Below are 22,254 nucleotides of genomic sequence, written 5' to 3'. Positions count from 1 at the left end.
AATAAATAACGGTTAATACGAAGGAATAATATGGGTATCGAAGATATTGAAATTGGTGAAGACTTTGATTTTGAGCAAATGCTTAATGAGTCTTTTGAGAATGCTGAAAATAACTCTGTAGTAAATGGTGTAATTGTAGAAATTACTGATGATAGCGCACTTGTTGACGTTGGTCAAAAAATTGAAGGGAAACTTAATATCTCTGAAATCACTGTAAATGGTGAGATGAATTATAAAGAGGGAGATTCTATTCCTGTTATGTTAATGGGAAATAGAGGAGAAAGACCTGCAATTTCATATAGAAAAGTTCTACAAAAAGAGAAATTTGATGCGTTTGTAGAGAAACATAAAGAAGACCTTGAAGATGTTGTAGTTGAGGGTAAAATTGTTTCTGTAAAAAATAAAGGTGGTTTTATAGTTGAAGATGAGGATGGATGTGAATACTTCATGCCAATGGCTCAATCTTACTTAAAAGTTCACGGTGCAATTGGTAAAAAAGTTAAAGCAAAAGTTTTAAAAGTTAATGAAAACCAAAACTCAATTATTATTTCAAGAAAGAAATTAATTGAAGAAGCTAAAGCACAAAAAGATACTAAAATAGCTGAAATTTTAGAATCTGGTGAACCTGTAAATGGTACAATCAAAAAAATCACTTCATATGGTATGTTTGTTGATTTAGGTGGAATTGATGGTTTAGTTAACTATAACGAAATCTCTTATAAAGGGCCTGTTAATCCAGCTAATTATTATGAAGAAGGTGATGAAGTTACTGTTGCAATTTTATCTTATGATAAAGCTAAACAACATCTTTCTTTATCAATTAAAGCTGCATTACCAAATCCATGGGAAGAGATTAAAGACCAATTAGAAGTTGGAGATACTATTACAGTTACAGTTTCTAACTTTGAATCTTATGGTGCATTTGTTGATTTAGGAAATGATATTGAAGGATTACTTCATATATCTGAAATTACTTGGAATAAAAACATTAAAAACCCTAAAGAGATTTTAACTTTAGGAGAAGAGATTAATGTTGAAGTAATTGAGCTTGATATTGATAAGAAAAGATTAAGAGTTTCTTTAAAAAATCTTCAAGAAAAACCATTTACTAAATTCTTAAAAGAGAATAATGTTGGTGATGTAATCAAAGGTAAAGTTGCTACTTTAACTGACTTTGGTGCTTTTGTTACTATTGGTGAAATTGATGGTTTATTACATAACGAAGAGGCTTCATGGGAAACTAATGCAAAATGTAAGTCAATGTTCAAAAAAGGTGATGAACTAGAAGTTAAAATCATTAAAATTGACAAAGACAAAGAGAATATCTCTTTAAGTATAAAAGAGATTACTGACTCTCCTGCTAAAAAATTCCAAGATGCACATAAAGTTGGTGATATTGTTAAAGGACCAATTAAAGATGTTAAAGACTTTGGATTATTTATCAAACTAGATGATAATTTAGATGGCTTAGTAAGAAGTGAAGACTTTGGACCATTAAAAGCTGATGAGATTAAAATTGGTGATGAAATTGAAGCAGTTGTTGTAAATATTGATACAAAAAGAAATAGAGTTAGATTATCTATTAAAAGATTAGAATTACAACAAGAAAGAGAAGTTCTTAAAGCCGTAAATGATGATGCAAATATGACTTTAGGTGATTTATTAAAAGATCAAATTAAATAATTTTTAAATAAGAGGGATTTTAAAAATGAGTAAACATACTATCGTAGTTTGTGACCATATTCATGAGGATGGATTAAACATCCTTAAGAATACAGAGGACGTAAACTACGTTTATGCCGCTGATATAGATAAAACTGCACTTTTAGATGTAATAAAAGATGCTGATGTAGCAATAACAAGAAGTTCTACAGATGTAGATGAGAAATTTTTAAATGCAGCTGTAAACTTAAAAGCTGTAGTTAGAGCTGGTGTTGGATACGACAATGTTGATATGGAAGGTTGTAGCAAAAGAGGAATCATTGCTATGAATGTTCCAACAGCAAACACTTTAGCAGCAGTTGAACTTACAATGGCTCACATGTTATCTTGTATGAGAAAATTCCCTTATGCACACAATCAATTAAAACAAGATAGAATCTGGAAAAGAGAAGATTGGTATGGAAATGAGTTATTTGGTAAAAAATTAGGTGTTATTGGTTTTGGTAATATTGGACATAGAGTTGCGTTAAGAGCTAAATCTTTTGAGATGGACGTAGTAACTTATGACCCATATATTCCTTCAACAAAAGCAACTGATTTGGGTGTTGAATATACTAAAAACTTTGATGATATTTTAGCTTGTGATATTATTACTATACATACACCAAAAAATCAAGAAACACTTGATATTATTGGTGAAGAAGAGATAGCAAAAATGAAAGATGGTGTTATTCTTATAAACTGCGCAAGAGGTGGTTTATATAATGAAGAGGCACTATATAATAATTTAAAATCTGGAAAAATTGCAATGGCAGGTATTGATGTATTTAAAAAAGAACCTGCAAACAACCACCCTCTTTTAGATTTAGATAATATTACTGTAACTGCACACTTAGGTGCAAATACAAGAGAATCACAAAAGAAAATTGCTGTTCAAGCTGCACAAAATGCTATTGAATCTGCAAGAGGAAGTGCATATCCAAATGCTCTAAATCTTCCAATTGATGAAAGTAAAATTCCTTCTTTTGTAAAACCATATATCGAATTAACACAGAAAATGGCATTCTTATTAGCTCAAAGTGATAAAAGTGCTATTAGATCAATAAACGTTTCAGCAGAAGGGGAAATATCAGAATATTTAGACTCTTTATCAACATTTGCAGGAGTTGGTGCACTTTCTGTATCTGGTGGAGAAGAAGTTAATTATGTTAATGCAAAATTCTGGGCAGAAGAAAAAGGTATTACTTTTGATACTACTCAACTTACTCACAATAGTGGATATAGTAATAAAGTTACTGTTAAAATCACTACTGAAAAAGGTGTAAGCACTATTTCTGGAACTGTATTTAATGAAAATATGCAAAGAATCATAGGTATTAATAACTTTGCATTTGATATTGAGCCAAAAGGCAATATGATACTTCTTAGAAACTCTGATGTACCAGGTGTAATTGGAGAAGTAGGAAAAGTACTAGGCAATGAAGGTATTAATATTGCAGATTTTAGACTTTCTAGAGGTAAAGATTGTGCATTAGCAGTTATTTTAGTTGATGGAACTGTTAATCATGAAATTTTAAATAAACTTGCTAATTTAGAAGCAGCTATTTCTGTTTCTTATGCTGAAATTTAAGGAGAACTATGGCAATTTCAATGAGTGAATTAAAAAAGGGATTAAAAATCGAAATGGAAGGTATCCCTTATAAAATTACTGAATACCAACACGTAAAACCTGGAAAAGGCGCTGCATTTGTAAGATGTAAAATCAAATCATTTTTAAATGGTAAAGTAATTGAAAAAACTTTCCATGCTGGTGATAAATGTGAAACTCCAGATTTACAACAAAAAACTATGCAATATCTATATGATGATGGTGAAATGCTACAATTTATGGATACAGAAAGCTATGAGCAAATTGGTTTAACTTATGACCAAGTTGGAGATGCTGAAAAATGGATAATTGATGGTATGAATGTTGAAATGATGTTCTACAATGGTAAGGCTATTACAGTTGAGCCTCCTATGACAGTTGAACTAAAAATTGTAGATACTCCACCAAACTTTAAAGGTGACTCACAAGGTGGTAAAAAACCTGCTACTTTAGAAAGTGGTGCTGTGGTACAAGTGCCTTTTCACTTAGTTGAAGATGATATTATCAAATGTGATACTAGAACTGGTGAGTATTTAGAAAAAGTTAAATAGCGTTAAAAAAGAGTGAAGATATTCACTCTTTTTTATTTTCTTTTCAAATATACTATCTTCTCTTTACCAATATAATTTTCATGTACAATTTTAAAATCTAAATCAATTTGGTTTATTGCATTTAAGCCATTTCTAATTTTTGGACTTATTAATAAAACTAAATAATCTATTTTTTCATTTAATTTTTCTAAAAGAGTGTATGCTCCTTCAATCATCACAAACTTATAATCTAAAATCTTAAATAAATCATCACTTATAAATACTTTTCTATTTGGTACTTTAAAAAGTGGTATTTGATTATCAAAAATCTTGTTCTTTGAATATATCATAACTTCGGGTGCACGTCCTACTACATATCTTGCATCAAGTGTTGGTCTATCAGTTCTTACAGTATTTCCACCAATTACCATTAAATCAATTCTATCTCTTAGTGTATGAACATATGCAAGTGTTTGATTTGAAGAGATTTTTCCTCCATCAACTGTACCATTTAATGTTTGTGCCATTTTATAAAAAACAAAGCTACTACTATTCCACTTCAAAAATGGATATAATAGCTCATATGCTTCTTTTTTCATACACCCTAGTTCACATACTATTGATGCTTCTTCTAATGTTTTTTGGCCGCCTTTTGCTTCTTTATTTATATCTTCATGGGCAATTACAACTTTTTTGGGGTTTAAATGTTTTATTAAATTTGCACATGAAGGAGTTTTGCCTATATGATTACAAGGCTCTAATGTTACAAATATAGTACAATCATTAAAAAAGCCATTATGATTTCTAATTAAATAGTCATGAATTTCAAAACTATCACTTAAAGTTTTAATAACATCATTTGGATGGTACTTTAAAAAAGCCTGTTTAAGTGCATTAACTTCTGCATGTGGCATTCCAGCCTCTTTATGTGCTTCAATACTTAAAATCTCACTGTTACCTTTAACTACTACACATCCAACAGCAGGATTTGGATATGTCAAAAACTGATATTTCCAAGCTTCATCAATAGCTAGTTTCATAAAAAATTTATTATCTATTTTCATTATAATTTCCGAAAAGTTTTTGTTAAGTATATATTAAATGTAGTAAAGAGTTAGTTAAAAGTAATAGAGAAGATTTCTCTATTACCATTCAAAATATGTAGAAGCTGCTAATATTGAGTCATATGAAATTTCTTCTTGTGTAAACTCAGTCTTAACAATAATTTTTTCATCATCTGCTTTTAAAAGTTCACCTTTATAAACTTCAGAAGTAGTATCTTTAATTTTTACTTTTTCTCCAACAGAGGCTTTAAAGTGTTCTATCTTTTTTAATTTTCTTTCAATTCCTGGAGAACTAACTTCTAAGTTATAGTTTCCACTCATTGGTTCCTCAACATCTAAAATAGGAGATATAAGTCTTGAAATCTCGGCACACTTATCAAGTGAAACTCCACCTTTAGTTGTAATATATACTCTATATATATTTTTATCATTCTCTTTTGTAGTAACAATATCATAAAGTTGTGCACCACAACCTTCTACTGTCATCTTTATAGATTCTTCTAAACTCATGTAAGTTTAATCCTCTTTTTTTGATTTAATTTGTTCAAATAAAGCTTCCATTTTCATACTATGTTCTAAAGTATCATCAGCTTTAAATTTGAAGTTTGGACATTTGTACCACCCTGTTGCATTTAAGCAGTAAGATTTTATATGCCCATTTGCTTTATTTAAAAGTGAATTTAAAACTTTGTGTTCTTCTTTTGTATAGTCAGTTCCATCATAATAAACAGTCGCATCATACTTTCCATTTTTACAATCCACATCAGTAATAGAAAGTGAGTTTATTCTGCTATCTTTTAAAGTTGACAGAGCCTCTGGAACTAACTCCATTAATAAAGACTCTGTTCTTTGTAAGTTTACGCTTTTCATAATTATTTATCGTCTATGTGTACTTTTTCTTCAATTTGGATAAATGTCTCAATAAAATCTCCAACTTTTATATCATTGAATTTTTCAAACATTACACCACACTCATATCCGTTTGTAACTTCTTTAACATCATCTTTAAATCTTTTTAGACTTGAGATTTTTCCAGTATAAGTTACAACTCCATCTCTAATAATTCTTGCATGACCACCTCTAATAACTTTACCATCAGTTACTAAACATCCAGCAACTGTTCCAACTTTTGGAACAACAAAAGTATCTCTAACTTCTGCTTGACCTGTATTCTCTTCTCTTACAATAGCACTCATCATACCTGAAAGCGTATCTTTTACATCATCGATTAAATCATAAATGATTGAATAAGTATTTATTGTAATTCCATCAGCTTTTGCTTTATTTTTAACACTTCCTGTTGGTCTTACATTAAATCCTAAAATAATACATCCCTCACTAGCACTTGCTAAAATAAGGTCAGATTCAGTGATTCCACCAACACCTGCATGAACTACTTTTACTTTTACTTCATCATTTTGAATTTGTTCTAAACTTCCTTTAATTGCCTCAAGAGAACCACCAACATCAGTTTTAATAATAACTGGAAGTTGTTTGATTTTTCCTTCTGCGATTAGACCACTCATCTCTTCAAGTGAAACTTTTGTTGATTTAGACAACTCTTTAGCTCTAGCATGCTCTGCTCTTTTTGTTGCAATATCTTTTGCTTCTTTATCAGAGTCTTGTGTTACCATTATTGCACCTGATTCAGGAACTTCATTTAAACCTAACACTCTTCCTGTTTCAGAAAGACCTAACTCTTTAACTTGTTTACCTAAATCATTAGTAATAGCTTTAACTCTACCATATGTAGTATCACAAACAATATTATCACCAACTTTTAATGTACCATTTTGAACAATAACAGTTGCAACAGGTCCTCTACCTTTTTCTAAAGAAGATTCAACAACAGTCGCTTTTGCTTTTGCTTCAGGGTCAGCTTGTAGCTCTAAAATCTCAGATTGTAATAAAATATTTTCTAATAAATCATCAATTCCATCACCAGTTTTAGCTGAAACAGGGATAAACTCTATTTCTCCACCCCAATCAACAGGAGTAAGCTCTCTTTCTGCCATTTGTGCTTTTACCATATCGATATTTGCACCCTCTTTATCCATTTTATTAACAGCAACAATTATTGGACAATCAGAAGCCTTAGCATGAGAAATTACCTCTTCTGTTTGTTGTTTTACACCATCATCTGCTGCAACAACAATAATAATTACATCTGTAACACTAGCACCTCTAGCTCTCATTGATGAAAAGGCTGCGTGACCTGGAGTATCTACAAAAGTAATTTTTTGATTATTCTGTTTGATTGTATAAGCTGCAATATGTTGAGTAATACCACCAGCTTCTGCTGAAGCTGTTTTAGAACTTCTAATCTTATCTAATAAAGAAGTTTTACCATGGTCAACATGTCCCATAATTGTTACAACAGGAGGTCTTGTAGTAAAATTCGACTCATCAACTTCTTCTTCATAATAATCATCTACATAGTTTGCATCTTCTAAAGCATCTTTTACAGTAACTTCAATTCCAAACTCTTCACCAAGTATTTCTAACTCATCTTGTTTTAAGAAGTCATTTTTAGTAACCATCATACCAAGACCAAAAAGTACAGTAATTACTTCAGCAGGAGATTTTCCACAAGCTTCTGCAAACTCATATACTCTAATATCTTCAGGTATAGTAACTTCAGTTATCTCTTTTGTCTCTTCAACTCTTTTAATTCTTTTCTTTCTTTTCTTTCTTCTTAAACCTTGAGGTCTATTTCCAAAAGCAGCAGGTTTAGAACTTCTTGTTTGTTTTGTATTTTTATTATTATTGTTATTATTTTTTTGTTCTTCAAATAGTTTTGAACTATCAGATATACCCATATCTAATAAAACTACTTCTTCACCTAATAAAGAATCATCACTATTTGTAAAATCTTTTGATGTATCAATTTCTAATTTTTTACCATGTGTATGAGCTTTTGGTGGAACTTTTTTCTTCTCTTTTTTAATTTTTGTTTTTGGTGCAGTTGTAGCTGTTTTAGGAGCTACTTTCTCTTCTTCATTTCCTCCACCTAAAATTTCACTAAGTGATTTCATTTTTTGTTTTGGTGTATCTTCACCATTTAATGAAGCAGTTTGTTGTTCTTGAGGTTTTGAAGCAGCTGGCTTCTTCTTTTTAACTATTTTTAGACCTCTTCTTTTAGGTATAATTCTATTTGTTTTTTCGTCACGTTGAGTATTAACAGGCTGTTTTTTTTCTTCTGCAGATGTTTTTTCTTCTTTTTTCTCTTCTTTTTTTGATTCTGGCTTGTCTGTTTTATTTATTTCAGCGTTTTGTTTTTTAGTGCTAGTTGAAGTTTCAGCTTTCTTCAGTTCATTATCTTGCTTTTTAGGCTCTTCTTTTTTCTCTTTTTTTGCAACTGGCTTTTTTGCTTTTGCAGGTGCTTTTGCTTTTACTTTTGCACTAGCTCCGGTCATTATGTAGTTTACAATCTCTTCTGCTTGTTCTAATGATACTGCACTTTGAGGTGATTTTAATTCTATTCCTAAGTCATTTGCTTTACTAATAACTTCATTACTACTAGCTCCAGCCTCATCTGCAATCTCATATACTCTTACTTTATCTGACATCTGTTAATATCTCCTTAAGTTGTACTAAGTACTCGTCTTTATTTTTGCACTCTCTATTTAGAGCGTTTTCTATTTTTTTATTCTTTTTGCTATTAAGTTCTTGGTTTAAAAACTCATCAATACATGAGTTACAAATATAAAAACTTCTTCCAAAACCATTATACTTTATAAGATTTTTAGATTCACACTTTAGTCTTAATAGCTCTTTTTTTTCTAATCTTGCCCTACAAATTATACACATTCGTAAAGGTCTTTTTAAATCAGCCAATTATTATATCCAACTTTTTCTTAATTTTGAAATTTTACTTATCAACTCTTGCGCCGTAGTTATCAAAATCAGTTATAAATACTCTAAAATGTGGAAATTTTACTCTTAACTCTTTTTCAATTCTTTTTGCATCATCAGCATGAGCAATTGAAAAGAAAGTCGAACCTGAACCTGATAAAGTACTCATTAATGAACCTGCTTTTAATGATGCTTTTTGAACTTCAAATAACTCTGGCATCTGTTTCATTCTATATTTTTGATGAAATTTATCTAAAGATGCTACTCTTAACATCTCCCAATTTTCTGTCATAAAAGCAGCTGTTAATAAAGATGAATGTGAAAGATTATATACAGCATCATCTTTTGAATATTTATATGGTAAAGTTTTTCTTGACATATGTGTTGATATTGGTCTGTTAGGAATAACAACAATAGCTTTTAAATACTTTGGCATATCTTTTTTAATAAACTTTACTTCATTATCTTGTACAGTAGCAACATTAAAACCACCCATTACTGCTGGAGTAATATTATCAGGATGATTTTCATAAGCTAATGCAAGATTTAATAGTTTCTTTTTTGGTAAATCTATTCCTTCAATTGCATAAGCAGAAGCAATTGCACTTACAATCACAGCAGATGAACTACCTAATCCTCTTGACATGGGCACTTCATTGAAAAACTCAAATCTAAAGTTTCTTCTTTTTGTTGATAAATTATGATAAAAATCATTAAATATAGAGATAAACATATTGTTATCTTTTAATGCAGGGTTATTTGAACCCTCACCTTTAAGTGATACACTATGAAACTTAGAAGGTTTTATAACCACTTGATTTTTCATCTTTAAAGCAATCCCTAAAGTATCAAAACCTGGTCCCATATTGGCACTTGTAGCTGGTACGCTTACTCTCAATCTTTTTCCTTTGTTATACCGCTGGTAAATTATATATTGGTAATGTATTTTCACTAAATAGTTTTTTTTCTAAACTATTTGGCAATTTAAAGTCGTGTATTTTAGTATCATTATCTAAAAAATCTACTTTAATAGTATCATCTTTTTTAATAAAATACTTTTTACCCAAAGCTTTTATAGGTGAGTTTTTATTAAAATTAAAGCCATTACTTGCGTAAAGTGGGAGATTTTTAGTAATACTTATAGTTTTTAAAAAAACATAAGTTACTTTAATAGACATATAAGAACCTGGGGAATTTACAAAATATAAACCCGATATATTTTCATATTTTTTTAATATTTCATCTATTACAATTGGTAATATATCAGAGGTTTTACCCTCTTTTTCTATTTGCTTTACTAATCTATTATTCTCATAAATTCCAATTAATATAGGATTAGCAATACTAATTACAAAAATATCAATCAAACTCTTTCCTTAAGCTCTTGCATAAGCTGTTTGGAATACTTTTGATTCTTCATCAGCCTCTTCTAAATCTATTATTTCATAATTCTCTTCATTTTCATAAAGTTTTTTTGTTAGAAGATGATTTAAGTAATGACTTCCAGCATGTGCATCATATTCACCTACTAAAGTATATCCAAGAAGTGCCATATCACCTACTGCATCAAGTATTTTGTGTCTTACAAACTCATCATCATATCTTAAGCCTTCTGGGTTTAAAACCTTTGTATTATCTAATACAATAGCATTTTCCATACTTCCACCTAAGGCTAGTCCAATACTTCTTAAATATTGTACTTCATGCAAAAAACCAAAAGTTCTAGCTTTACTAATACTCTCTTTATACTCATCAATTGAATAATCAAAATGAAATTTTTGTTCACCAATTACAGGATGGTCAAAGTCAATAGAGAAATCATAAATTATATGATTTGATGGTTTTAAAGCAACTCTTTTCCCTTCACTTGTAGTAACTTCAACCTCTTTTTTTATCTTTATAGCTTTTTTTGATGCTTCTAGTTCTTTTATTCCAGCTTCATCTATTAACATACAATACCCTGATGAGCTTCCATCAAGAACTGGAACCTCATCATTATCTAAAACTACTCTAATATTATCAATACCATAAGCATAAAGTGCAGATAATAGATGCTCAATTGTAGATACTACTACACCATCTTTACCAATTACAGTTGCCATTTTTGTATCAACTACATTTTCAATTGCCAAAGGAATAGTAATACCCTCATCACTTCTATAAAAGATTATTCCCATATTAGAATCAAGTGGTTCTAATCTCATTTTTACAGGAACACCTTTATGAAGTCCTATTCCTACTATTTCTACACTTTTTGCTATTGTTCTTTGTCTCATTTGCTATTGATTACCTTTTTAGCTTCTTTAATTACATTTGTTACTCTTGTTCTAATCCAGTTTCTATCCATCCATTCTAAAGGATTTACTTCAACTCCTTGAACTAATACACCAAAATGTAAATGATCTCCAAATACAGCTCCTGTACTTCCTGTATTTCCAATTATACTATTTGCTTCTACCATTTGTCCAACTGAAACGTTAGATTTACTTGTATGAGCATATAGTGATTGTAAACCTAGTTTATGGTCAATAATTATAGTATTTCCATATATTCCTAAATAGTCATTAAATATAACTTTTCCTCTATTTGTTGTCTTAATCGTAGCATTTTTAATACTTGCCCAATCCATTCCTAAATGCCAAGCTTCATCTATTTTTTCATTATTATAATAGTAGTGTCTTCTATCTGCAAAGCCTGCAACTGTTTTAGAACCACTTAATCTTTGAAAAGGTCTAATAGAAAAATCTTCAATTGTATCTTTATTCATAAATTTTCTAGTAATCTCTTTTACAATATCAGTATTCATTTGTCTTAATACTCTATTCTCTTTTACAAAAATCTCTTTTGTATTATTTGGTACATCTAAACCACTTTTTTGTAAAACATTTGAGCTAATATCTCTTACAAAAGTATCAGAAATCTTTATATTGTCATTTTTAACTCTTAATTTTCTAATATATAAAGGAACTTTTGTAAGTGATTTATTGTTTGCTTTATCAATAGCAACTAAATTAACTCTTTGAAAATCTTTTATTGTTACAGGCCAAGCTATAAGTGAAATATAGAAATTATCTTTATAAAATGGTATTAATTCAAATCTCTCTTCATTATTAAAAGAGATATACGCATCTTTTAAATTTTCATCTTTTACTTCAACAACTACTACAGCACTCCCACCTCTTCTAATTGCAAAAGAGTTTGAGATTACATTTGCAACAGGTGATTTTTTGTCAATTTTAATTTTGAACTCTTTTACTATTTTGTTACCTTCAAAAAAGTTCCATTTACTTTTATCTACTGCTTCAACTATAATTGATACATCTTTACCTTTAAAGAAAATATCAAGCTTTGGAGATTTTATCTCTACATCTATACTATTTTTTGGTTCAGTTAATACTTTTTTCTCTAATACAGTTTCGTTTTTATCATCTTTATATATTACTTTATAATACTTAATTCCACTCTCATCACTTATATTTACATTTAGTGAATCTTTTAAATTCCAATACTCTTTTTTCTCATCAAATTTGATTAGGGGTTTGTTTTGTTCAAACTGTGGTGATAAATATATAAATCCCCCAACACCTATAACAACTAATAAAACTACAATTACTATAATATTTATTGAATTACTTCTACCTCGTCTCAAGAATTTCCTTTAAAACCATATTTTTTGCTTCTTCTAAATTAGTAGTTTCTAAAGTACATCCAGCGGCATTGGTATGCCCGCCTCCTCCAAATTTTGAAATAGGTTTTGATACATCTATTTCACCCTTTGAACGAGCAGATACTCTAATTTCATTATTTACTACTCTTAAAAATACAGCAATTTTTACTATTGCCATACTCATTATCATATCAAGTGCATCTTCACAATCTCTTACATGTGCACCTGTTTGTTTAAGCCATAAAGGCTCTGCTTTAATAAAAGCTATTTTTCCTTCATCAAATAGTTCTAAACTATTTAAAACCTTAGGAATTACTCTATACTTTGCTAAAGAGTCCCTTCTTAAAAGCTTATTTGCTATAAATGATGGATTTGCTCCGCATTTAACTAAAAAATTGGCTTTTTCAAAGGTCATTTCATCACACCTTGCAATACTAAATCTAAGACTATCATCATAAATTCCAGTATAAAGTGCTGTTGCTGAGTGTTTTGTAATATATAAACCATTAAATTTAAAAAAATCATAGACTATTTCAGCTGTTGAACTTCTATTTGAATCAACAATATTTATAGTTCCAAAATCATCATTTGATTTATGATGGTCTATATTTATCAATGGAATATCACTAGGTAACTCAAATCCTAATCTTTTAATTGTTCCACAATCTACACTAATTGCTAAATCATAAAATTTTGGTAACTGGTCAGTGATTTTATCAAACCTATTAATAAAATCTAAATTTTGAGGTAAATCACTACTTACATTAAAAACTTTATGCTTAATTCTATTTTCAAAAAATAGATTTGAAAGAGCAAGAGCTGAAGAGATAGAGTCGGCATCTGGATTAACATGAGTTATTATAAGTATATATCTACTCTTTTCTATTAGATCCAATGCCTCCTTATAGTTGGCAAAATCTAATTTATTATCCAGTATAAAATCTTTTTTCATCTACTTTCTTACTCCTTTGCAATTTTAACAAGCAATTACTAACAAAAAGTTAATCACTAATCAAACTTCATAGAAAAATCTAGCCAAGTAGCTTGATGAATAATACTTCCACTACTTACAGCATCAACACCAGTTTTAGCATAACTTTGAATTGTATCTAGGTTTATATTTCCACTTGCTTCTAATAATATATGAGGATAATTCTCATCTCTAAACTTTACAACTTCTTCAATTTGAACTGGTTGCATATTGTCACACATAATAATATCTGCACCTGATTTCATTGCATGTTCTACTTGTTCAAAAGTTTCACACTCTATTTCTATTTTTGTAACCCATGAGATTCTTTTTCTTGCTTTTTTTATAAATTCACTTAAATCATCTATTGTTTTTAAGTGTGTATCTTTTAACATTAAACAATCATCAAGACCAAGTCTGTGGTTTATTGCTCCACCTACTCTACTAGCATATTTTTCAAAATCTCTTAATTGAGGTCTTGTTTTTCTAGTATCAAGTAAAGCTACATCATATCCTTCAATTAAAGTTGCATATTTACTTGCTTGTGTTGCTATTCCACTTGCATGTTGTAAAATATTTAAAAAAGTTCTTTCACTAGATAATAAAATAGAGGCTTTTCCTTCAAGCTTTGCAATTACATCGCCTTTTTTTACTATCTCTCCATCTCTTTTTAAAAATTTACATTCAAACTTTTCAGTTCTTGCTAAAACTTTGGCATATTTTACCCCTGCAATTACACCATCATCTTTAGATATAACTCTTGCTGTAAATCTTCCTTTTGGAGCTACATCAAAAAATAAATCTCCCCTACCATTATCTTCAATAATAGCATTTTTAACAAACTTTTTTATATTAATCATATTTCAAACATCCTTTGAAGTGCAACTCTTGCCCATTTTGATTCTTCTTCATCTATTAAAATCTCACCTTCATATGGCTCTTCTTGCTCTTTTTCCATAAGTTTTAAAGTTTTATATAAATCTTCTAAAGTAGTCTCATTCATTGTTGGGCACTCAGGTTTTGTTGAGCTTAAGATAAAAGTATTCTTTTCTCTTAATCTATTTACCATATTAAACTCTGTTCCAACTGCAACTTTTTGTTCAACTGGTAACTCTTTTATAAATTTTATAAGTTGAGAAGTAGAACCTACAAAATCTGCTGCATCACAAACACTTGGGTCACACTCAGGATGCACAGCAATCAAAATATCATCATATTTCTCTTTATAAAACTCCACATCTTCTACGGTGAACTGTTGGTGAACAGAACAAAAACCATTATAGCAAATAATATCAGCTTTCTTTAAATCTGTTCCATCTCCTATAACAGCTGATTTTAGATTCATCTGTTTTGCAAAATTTTGTCCTAGACATCTATCTGGTACAAAAAGTATCTTTTTACCAGATTCTAAACCTTTTTGTATAATTTTATAAGCATTTGATGAAGTACAAACAAGTCCACCCATTTTTCCAACTCTAGCTTTTACTGCTGCACTTGAGTTTATATATGTGATTGGTAAAATATCTTCACTTTTAATTCCAGCTTCATTTAGTTTTAAAATACTATCATCATAATAATCACCATCAATCATTCTTGCCATTGCACAACAGGCAATTTTTGGCATTAAAACTCTTTTTTTAGGATTTAAGATTTTTACACCTTCTCCCATAAAACCAACACCACAAAAAAGTACAAACTTACTATTTGTTTCCATTGATTTTTTTGCTAATTCTAAAGAGTCTCCTACAATATCAGCTAATTCAAAAACTTCATCTCTTTGATAAAAGTGTGCAACTACTGTTACATCTAAATTCTTTTTTAGTTTTAATATCTCTTCTTTTAAGTTCAAAGTTTTAACCTTTGTGGTTTTTATTTTAGTTTTTTAACTATAAATAGATAATGGGAATATAACAAAATTTTTGTTATAATCTTTTTAATTAAAAAAGAATAAAATTTTTATAAAGGTACTGTATGGATTTTTTAACAAATTCAAACGTGATATTTTACTTAGCAGCTTATTTGGTTGGTTCTATTCCTTTTGGTCTAATTTTAGCCAAACTTTTTGCAAATGTTAATATCAAAAACGAAGGAAGTAAATCTATTGGAGCAACAAATGTTCTAAGAGTAGTAAAACAAACAAATCCAAGCTTAGCAAAAAAACTTGGAGTTGCAACAGTAATATTAGATGCTTTAAAAGGTACAGCCGTTTTAATAGTTGCTATGCTTTTAAATATGCCTCAAGAAACACTTTGGGCAATAGCTGTTTTATCAGTTCTTGGTCACTGTTACTCTATATATTTGGGATTAGAAGGTGGTAAAGGAGTTGCTACTGGACTTGGAGTTTTTCTAATTTTAATTCCTATTCCTACACTAATTGGTGCAATAGCTTGGATATTTTGTGCAAAAGTTTTAAAAGTTTCGTCTTTATCTTCACTTTTAGGATTAACTACTGTGGTTTTAAGTGCTATTTTACTTAATAACCAACTAGAAGTTGGAAGCAATGCACCTATGTATATAATTGCTTTTATAATCTATTATAAACATATTCCAAATATCATTAGACTTATCAAAGGAGAAGAAGGAAAAGTTATATAATTAACTTTTCTTTTAGATAAAATGAAAATAAAAATAGAAGATTTAACTTTTAAGTGTATTATTGGAATACTTCCTTTTGAAAGAGAAAAAAAACAAACTGTAATTGTTACTTGCAAAATAAAATATAAATATAAAAATAAATACTTTGTAAACTATGCTGATGTGGCACAAGATATAGAGTATATTATGAAAAAAAAGAGATTTAAACTTATAGAAGACGCTATAAAGTACCTTAAAAGACATATTCATGACAAATACAATGTAACAAAAGTGAAACTAACAATTTGTAAGCCCCATATTATGCCTAACTGTAAAGTAATGGTTTCAAAGTAAAAATAAACTTAAATTTATGTCTAAAACTGCCTAAAAAACTTATTTTAAGAAAACTTTAAAATTTACTTATGTACAATTTGCATAACGGTGTATCGGGAAAGGTTTCTAAATCTTTTAGAATGGTTCGCGCGCTCCGGTAAACTGATTATTAAATTTCGAAATTTTAGGAGAACAAATGAAAAAATTCGCAAAAATGAGTTTAGTAGCTGCTGTAGCGGTTGCTGGTCTTTCAACTACTTCTTCAGCTAAAGCATTAGAAGAAGCAATCAAAAACGTAGACGTATCTGGTACAGTTGTATATAGATATGATGATAGAAGCTTTGATGAAAACACAAAAGATAAAGACACAAACAATTATAAAATTGGTTTAACTTTAAAATCACAAGTTAATGATGATGTTACTGCTGTTACTAGATTTTTAGTAGCTGGTGCTGATGGTGGTTTTGCAAGCTTAAATCACACAAATGGTGGAGATGCAAATGTTGATGTAGAATTATCAAATGTTTATTTCTCATATACAGGTATTGCTAATACTACAGTAAATGTTGGTAAACAAGGTTTAACAACTCCATGGACTGTAGCTATTGATTCAGATGGAAATGAGCAAACTGGTACTGGTATCTTAGCTCTTACAAATGTAGGACCTGTTACTTTAGCTGGTGCATATTTCAACCAAACAAACTTAGGAACTTCTGGTGATATTCTTCCTGGTTTAAATTCTGAAACAACTGTAACTTTAACTGATTCAAATGGAGACACAATTGATTTAGGGTCAACTTTAAATGATGACTTTGGAGATAAAAACATAGCTACTTTAGGTCTTATGGGTAACATTGGACCAGTTGCATTAGATGCATGGTATTTAGATATGCAAGATGTATTTGATACTTATACTTTAGGTGCATTAGCAAAATTTAATATAAGTGATGTTAAATTATCAATTGGTGCAAGACACACTGAATTAGATTTAGATGATGTTTCTGCAGATCATTCATTAACAAAAGTTGAATTAGGTGCAAAAATGGGAATTTTTGGTGCTAATGTTGGATATGGTTGGACTGATTCAGAAGGTGGAATTGGTGGTTTAGATAATGACGCTAAAACTGCTTTCCAAGGTTGGACTATGAACTTAAATGGTGTTAATGATGCTTCATTATTAAAATTAAATGTTAATGCTCAAGTTTTACCTTCATTAAACTTAGCTCTTAACTACAATGTTTTAGATAGAGATGATGAAAGTACAAAAAGACCTGACACAACAGATAAAGAGTACTACTTACAAGCTACTTACCAAATGTCTAAAAACTTCGGTGGATACATCAGATTTGGTGAAGCAGACTTAGAAGACCAACAAACAAATGGTCACGACAACGATGGAACAATCGGAAGATTACAAGTACAATACTCTTTCTAATAAGAAAGTTTAAACTACTAAACTCAAAATTAAGCTAGAGACTTTTGTCTCTAGCTTTTTTTTATAAGAATAATTTCACATCTACACTCTTAAAATTACTATTTATATTAACTTTGATATAATATACCAATTTAAAAAAAGGGATGTAAATGAAATTTCTACCAAGTATAGCACTTGCTTCTATATTGACAGCTACAATAGCAACAGCACAAACAACAATGTGCTTTAAAGAAAATCATAAAGATATGAGTACTATTGAAAATACAGCACTACATGGAGGAGAGTGTAAAGGCTTTAAATCTGCAAAACAGATGAACAATGAAGGTTGGAAAACAGATGATATAAAAATCACTTCAACAAAAAATGGGAACAACTACATATATATCTTCAAAAAAGAAGAAAAAGGATTAAGTAGTGTTGACCAAGCTGCACTTGAAACAAAAATACTTCAAAGATTAGAGCAAAGAAAAAAAGAGGAAATTGCTCTTAAAAAACAACAAATCTATGTAAGAAAAAGTAAATCAGGAGAGAAACTATATAAAAACAAATGTGTTTCATGTCATGGAGAAAAAGGTGAATTAAAAGCTAGAAATGTATCAAGACCTATAAAAGATTTAAATTTACAAGATTTTGCTATCTCAATTAGAGATTATAACTTAGGTACATATGATAGAGGAATGGCTTTCGTTATGAAACCATATGCACTATTGATGAACGATAAAGATGTTAAAAATGTATATATTTATTTAAAAAGTATAAATCAAAAAAAAGAAGAAGAAAAAACTAAATAATGGACGCTTATGAATATAGTGAGCTTTTAAAGCTACTAAATAAAAAATTAGAAAATATTACAAGTATTTTAAAACCAGATGAGCTAAAACAAAGATTAGAACAAATCCAAAAGCAAGAAGAGAATCCAGATTTTTGGAATGATGTATCTCTTGCTACAAAAGTTGGTATTGAAAAAAATAGAATTCTAAGCAGACTTTCGAAGTTTGATAAAGCAAATAGTGCCTTTGAAGATACTAATGATATTTATCAACTAGCACTTGAAGATAAAGATGAAGATACTTTATCTATGCTTTATGAAGAAGCTTCTGAAATTGAAGAGCTTGTAAGAAAAACTGAAATTGAAGTTATGTTAAGTGATGAAAACGACTCTTTAAATGCAATTGTTTCAATTCATCCAGGAGCTGGTGGAACTGAGTCACAAGATTGGGCAAGTATGCTTTATAGAATGTATCTAAGATGGGCAGAAAGATATGATTATAAGATTGAAATTTTAGATTATCAAGATGGGGAAGAAGCTGGTATTAAAGATGTATCTTTTATCATAAAAGGTGAAAATGCATATGGGTATTTAAAGGCTGAAAATGGTATTCATAGACTTGTAAGAATTTCACCTTTTGATTCAAATGCCAAAAGGCATACCTCTTTTGCTTCAGTTATGGTAAGTCCAGAAATTGATGATGATATTGACATTCAAATTGAAGATAAAGATATTAGAATTGATACATACAGAGCAAGTGGTGCTGGTGGACAGCATGTAAATAAAACAGAAAGTGCTATTAGAATCACTCATATTCCTACAAATATTGTAGTTCAGTGTCAAAACGATAGAAGCCAACACAAAAATAAAGCAAGTGCTATGAAGATGCTAAAGTCTAGACTTTATGAATTAGAATTGGAACAACAAAAATCTCAAGCAAATGAAACGGATAAAAGTGAAATTGGATGGGGACATCAAATACGTTCTTATGTACTTCAACCCTATCAGCAAGTAAAAGATACAAGAAGTAATATAGGATACTCAAATGTTAATGCAATCTTAGATGGAGATATTACAAAAATCATTGAAGATGTACTAATTGCAACTTCAAAAAAATAGTTTCAAATAGTAATATTTGAAATTATTTTTTATTTACTTATAAAACCTAACTCTTTTTAATAAAACTTAAATATAATTTTTATATAATAATTGCAACTTAAACAACACAAAGGAAACAAAATGAAGAAATTCGCAAAACTTAGTTTAGCAACTTCAATTGCACTAGCTTCTTTTTCATGTGCAAACGCGCAAGATTTAGAGCAAGCAATTAAAAATGTAGATGTATCAGGAACTGTAGCATACAGATATAATGATTATGAAGAGAATACAGGTGGATTAGATGATAGTTCAACATCTAATAACTATAAAATTGCTGTAAATGTAAAATCTCAAGTAAATGAAGATATCACTGCAAATACAAGATTTATTATTGGTTCAGATACAGCTCCTGTATCTTTAAGCACTCATGATGATGGAGATGCAAATGTTGACATGACTCTATCTGAAGTAAACTTTACTTACACTGGAATTGCAAATACTTCAATTACACTTGGTAAGCAAGGTTTAGCAACTCCATTTACTTTACATAGAGATGCAATGGGTGATGAACAAACTGGTACTGGTATCTTAGCAGTTACAAATGTAGGTCCTGTTACTCTAGCAGGTGCATATTTTAACCAAACAAATTTAGGTACTTCTGGAGATTATCTACCTAAAGAGAATTCTTCTAGTACTATTTCATTAACTGACTCAAATGGGGATACAATTAATTTACCATCAACTTCAAATGATGATTTTGGAGATAAAAATATTATAACTGCAGGTGCAATGTTAAATATTGCTGGTATTAATGCAGATGCTTGGTATATTGATATGCAAGATATATTTGATGCATTTACTATAGGTTTATCTGCTAAATATAACATTGGTGATGTAAAATTAGCTCCGTATGCTAGATATACTTCTTTAGATTTAGATAACTCATCAGATGACAATAAACTATGGAAACTTGGTATGAGAGCAAACATGGGAATCTTTGGAGCTCACTTAGGATATGGTGAAACTGATGAAGAAGGTGGAGTTACTGCACTAGATTATAGTGCTGCTACTGGTTATGATGAGCACTGGAATATTGCATTATCAGGGATTTCGGATGCTTCAATTGTGTTTGCATCAGTTGACGCACAAGTTATGCCAAAATTAAATGTAGCTTTAAAATATACTAACTTAGATACAGATTCTAAATCTAACTCAACAGACCAAGAAGAGATTTATACTCAATTAACTTATAATATGAGTAAAAACTTATCAACATATGTAAGATTTGGTCAATATGAGAAAAAAGATGATAACAATGGTGATGATATTGATTCTACAAGAGGAAGATTGCAAGTACAATACTCTTTCTAATTTGAAAGTTTAAATGTAACTTCTTAAAAAGGAAAGCTTAAAAGCTTTCCTTTTTTTATGCTTATAAAACTTTAAATATTTGTAAAACTTGAACTAAAATAATACATAGACCAAATAAAGCAACTAATACTAAAGCAAAATTTCCTCCAGCAACTTTATAACCTTCATTTGTAGATTGTCTTTGTTTATATACCATAGCAGCTGGTAAAAATAGCGCTAAAATAACCAAAGCAAATGCAGCAAAACCTAAAGCTTTAATAAATCCTTGAGGATAAAATAGTGCAAAACCTAATGGCGGTAAAAATGTAACTAATGAAGCTATTACTCTTGAAGCTCTTTTTTCTTTACTTGATAATACATCTTGAATAAAATCAAAAAGTCCTAGACTAACCCCTAAAAATGAAGTAGCTAAAGCTAAGTTTGCAAATATTGAAATCATTGCAGAGATATAAGAGCTATTTACTACTACACTTAAAGCATTTATAAATGAGCTTAAAGACTCATTTTCTAATAGTTGTGTTTGTGAGATACTACCATGAGATACCAATTGCCATAAAATATATACTATTAAAGGTAAAGCTGAACCAGTCAACATAATAATTTTTAAAGATTTTATATCTTTTCCTACATATTTTACAATTGAAGGAATTGAACCATGAAAACCAAAAGATGTAAAAACAACTGGTAAACTAGCTAAAACTAAAGCATTACTTGTTGGCATATTTACTAACTTTTCTATTGAAGTAAAAGGGAATAAAAAAGCCAACATAACTGCTAAAACAACAAATTTAACTACAAATAAAAATCTATTTAATAAATCTACACTTCTTGTACTAATTGTTACTACACTTGAAATAATTAATGTAAATATTATTGCTCCACTTTGAATAGGAAAATCTTCTGAAATTAATTTTAATTTCTCATATACTTGCTCTCCCCCACCTGCAATATATGCAGCACACAAAGCATAAAATAGAAACATCATAGAAAAACTTGCAACTACTTGTCCTTTACGTCCAAGCAATTTGTATGCTAAGGTATGTAAAGTAGCGTCTTTTGAAGCAAATTGGTGCACCTCTATCATAAGTAAAGCAGTATAAGCCATAAATGCCCAAATAACTATCATAACAATTGAAGAGACTGTAAAGCCTAAACCAGCACTAGCAATTGGCAATGCTAACATTCCTGCACCTATTGTAGTACCAGCAATAATTAGCATACTCCCAAATAATTTATTCTTATTCACACTATATCCTTTTTATAAAGGAGATATTTTAC

The 22,254-nt window shown here is 29.6% G+C and carries 22 protein-coding genes; 9 read left to right on the top strand and 13 right to left on the bottom strand.

The annotated features are described in order from the left end of the window. Positions 1 to 30: 30 nt before the first annotated feature. The 3 genes from CP960_RS05155 to efp are packed head-to-tail and all read left to right on the top strand — an operon-like array spanning position 31 to position 3,861. On the top strand, positions 31 to 1,683 hold the full coding sequence (locus CP960_RS05155) for a 30S ribosomal protein S1 (RefSeq protein ID WP_101184347.1): 1,653 nt from the start codon (positions 31 to 33) through the stop codon (positions 1,681 to 1,683). A gap of 25 nt (positions 1,684 to 1,708) precedes the next feature. Further along, on the top strand, positions 1,709 to 3,292 hold the full coding sequence (serA, locus tag CP960_RS05150) for a phosphoglycerate dehydrogenase (RefSeq protein WP_101184346.1): 1,584 nt from the start codon (positions 1,709 to 1,711) through the stop codon (positions 3,290 to 3,292). An 8-nt stretch (positions 3,293 to 3,300) separates the two neighbouring features. Further along, positions 3,301 to 3,861: an elongation factor P gene (gene efp, locus CP960_RS05145; RefSeq protein WP_101184345.1), complete on the top strand. Its 561-nt coding sequence runs from the start codon at positions 3,301 to 3,303 to the stop codon at positions 3,859 to 3,861. 32 nt (positions 3,862 to 3,893) lie between these two features. On the opposite strand, the gene ribD is transcribed toward efp, so the two are convergent. The 12 genes from ribD to nadA form a co-directional block, all read right to left on the bottom strand. Next, positions 3,894 to 4,904: a bifunctional diaminohydroxyphosphoribosylaminopyrimidine deaminase/5-amino-6-(5-phosphoribosylamino)uracil reductase RibD gene (gene ribD / locus CP960_RS05140; RefSeq protein ID WP_101184344.1), complete on the bottom strand. Its 1,011-nt coding sequence runs from the start codon at positions 4,902 to 4,904 to the stop codon at positions 3,894 to 3,896. Positions 4,905 to 4,985: 81 nt separating this feature from the next. Further along, positions 4,986 to 5,414 carry a ribosome maturation factor RimP gene (gene rimP / locus CP960_RS05135; RefSeq protein ID WP_101184343.1) on the bottom strand — a complete coding sequence of 143 codons (429 nt, stop codon included), beginning with the start codon at positions 5,412 to 5,414 and terminating at the stop codon, positions 4,986 to 4,988. 6 nt (positions 5,415 to 5,420) lie between these two features. After that, positions 5,421 to 5,774 (bottom strand): 30S ribosome-binding factor RbfA, encoded by a 354-nt coding sequence (gene rbfA / locus CP960_RS05130; RefSeq protein WP_101184342.1) that lies wholly within the window; start codon positions 5,772 to 5,774, stop codon positions 5,421 to 5,423. Positions 5,775 to 5,776: 2 nt separating this feature from the next. Beyond that, a complete protein-coding gene (infB, locus tag CP960_RS05125) occupies positions 5,777 to 8,473 on the bottom strand; it encodes a translation initiation factor IF-2 (protein WP_101184341.1) in 2,697 nt (898 codons plus the stop codon). Continuing rightward, positions 8,463 to 8,741: a DUF448 domain-containing protein gene (locus CP960_RS05120; protein ID WP_101184340.1), complete on the bottom strand. Its 279-nt coding sequence runs from the start codon at positions 8,739 to 8,741 to the stop codon at positions 8,463 to 8,465. The genes infB and CP960_RS05120 overlap by 11 nt, the downstream gene beginning before the upstream one ends. Before the next feature lie 34 nt (positions 8,742 to 8,775). Then, positions 8,776 to 9,657, bottom strand: a complete 882-nt coding sequence (gene thrB, locus CP960_RS05115) for a homoserine kinase (RefSeq protein WP_101184339.1) — start codon at positions 9,655 to 9,657, stop codon at positions 8,776 to 8,778. Between the two features lie 13 nt (positions 9,658 to 9,670). Then, positions 9,671 to 10,126 (bottom strand): hypothetical protein, encoded by a 456-nt coding sequence (locus tag CP960_RS05110; RefSeq protein ID WP_101184338.1) that lies wholly within the window; start codon positions 10,124 to 10,126, stop codon positions 9,671 to 9,673. Positions 10,127 to 10,135: 9 nt separating this feature from the next. Next, positions 10,136 to 11,035 carry a UDP-3-O-acyl-N-acetylglucosamine deacetylase gene (gene lpxC, locus CP960_RS05105; protein ID WP_101184337.1) on the bottom strand — a complete coding sequence of 300 codons (900 nt, stop codon included), beginning with the start codon at positions 11,033 to 11,035 and terminating at the stop codon, positions 10,136 to 10,138. Then, positions 11,032 to 12,408: a M23 family metallopeptidase gene (locus CP960_RS05100; RefSeq protein WP_101184336.1), complete on the bottom strand. Its 1,377-nt coding sequence runs from the start codon at positions 12,406 to 12,408 to the stop codon at positions 11,032 to 11,034. The genes lpxC and CP960_RS05100 overlap by 4 nt, the downstream gene beginning before the upstream one ends. Next, on the bottom strand, positions 12,395 to 13,378 hold the full coding sequence (locus tag CP960_RS05095) for a DHH family phosphoesterase (RefSeq protein ID WP_101184335.1): 984 nt from the start codon (positions 13,376 to 13,378) through the stop codon (positions 12,395 to 12,397). Before CP960_RS05095 ends, CP960_RS05100 begins: the two co-directional genes overlap by 14 nt. A gap of 56 nt (positions 13,379 to 13,434) precedes the next feature. Further along, the gene (gene nadC, locus CP960_RS05090) at positions 13,435 to 14,256 is read right to left on the bottom strand and encodes a carboxylating nicotinate-nucleotide diphosphorylase (protein ID WP_101184334.1); all 822 of its coding nucleotides are present in this window, start codon (positions 14,254 to 14,256) and stop codon (positions 13,435 to 13,437) included. After that, the gene (gene nadA, locus CP960_RS05085; protein WP_101184333.1) at positions 14,253 to 15,245 is read right to left on the bottom strand and encodes a quinolinate synthase NadA; all 993 of its coding nucleotides are present in this window, start codon (positions 15,243 to 15,245) and stop codon (positions 14,253 to 14,255) included. Before nadA ends, nadC begins: the two co-directional genes overlap by 4 nt. A gap of 122 nt (positions 15,246 to 15,367) precedes the next feature. Here nadA and plsY point away from each other — a divergent pair, with 122 nt between their 5' ends. The 6 genes from plsY (at position 15,368) to CP960_RS05055 (ending at position 20,976) form a co-directional block, all read left to right on the top strand. Next, the gene (gene plsY / locus CP960_RS05080; RefSeq protein WP_101184332.1) at positions 15,368 to 15,991 is read left to right on the top strand and encodes a glycerol-3-phosphate 1-O-acyltransferase PlsY; all 624 of its coding nucleotides are present in this window, start codon (positions 15,368 to 15,370) and stop codon (positions 15,989 to 15,991) included. A 21-nt stretch (positions 15,992 to 16,012) separates the two neighbouring features. Then, positions 16,013 to 16,324, top strand: coding sequence for a dihydroneopterin aldolase (locus CP960_RS05075; RefSeq protein WP_101184331.1), 312 nt, complete (start codon positions 16,013 to 16,015; stop codon positions 16,322 to 16,324). Between the two features lie 175 nt (positions 16,325 to 16,499). Next, on the top strand, positions 16,500 to 17,738 hold the full coding sequence (locus tag CP960_RS05070) for a major outer membrane protein (protein WP_101184330.1): 1,239 nt from the start codon (positions 16,500 to 16,502) through the stop codon (positions 17,736 to 17,738). Between the two features lie 149 nt (positions 17,739 to 17,887). Further along, on the top strand, positions 17,888 to 18,529 hold the full coding sequence (locus CP960_RS05065; protein WP_101184329.1) for a c-type cytochrome: 642 nt from the start codon (positions 17,888 to 17,890) through the stop codon (positions 18,527 to 18,529). Then, entirely contained in the window at positions 18,529 to 19,626 is a 1,098-nt protein-coding gene (prfB, locus tag CP960_RS05060; protein ID WP_101184328.1) for a peptide chain release factor 2, read from the top strand. Before CP960_RS05065 ends, prfB begins: the two co-directional genes overlap by 1 nt. 120 nt (positions 19,627 to 19,746) lie before the next feature. Further along, on the top strand, positions 19,747 to 20,976 hold the full coding sequence (locus CP960_RS05055; RefSeq protein ID WP_101184327.1) for a porin: 1,230 nt from the start codon (positions 19,747 to 19,749) through the stop codon (positions 20,974 to 20,976). Positions 20,977 to 21,037: 61 nt separating this feature from the next. Here CP960_RS05055 and CP960_RS05050 read toward each other — a convergent pair whose 3' ends face one another. Next, entirely contained in the window at positions 21,038 to 22,222 is a 1,185-nt protein-coding gene (locus CP960_RS05050; protein WP_101184326.1) for an aromatic amino acid transport family protein, read from the bottom strand. Positions 22,223 to 22,254: the final 32 nt, after the last annotated feature.

Origin of the sequence: Malaciobacter halophilus (assembly GCF_002837275.1) — a bacterium.
Classification (GTDB): Bacteria; Campylobacterota; Campylobacteria; order Campylobacterales; family Arcobacteraceae; genus Malaciobacter; species Malaciobacter halophilus.
This window is presented reverse-complemented; position numbering and strand designations above follow the sequence as displayed.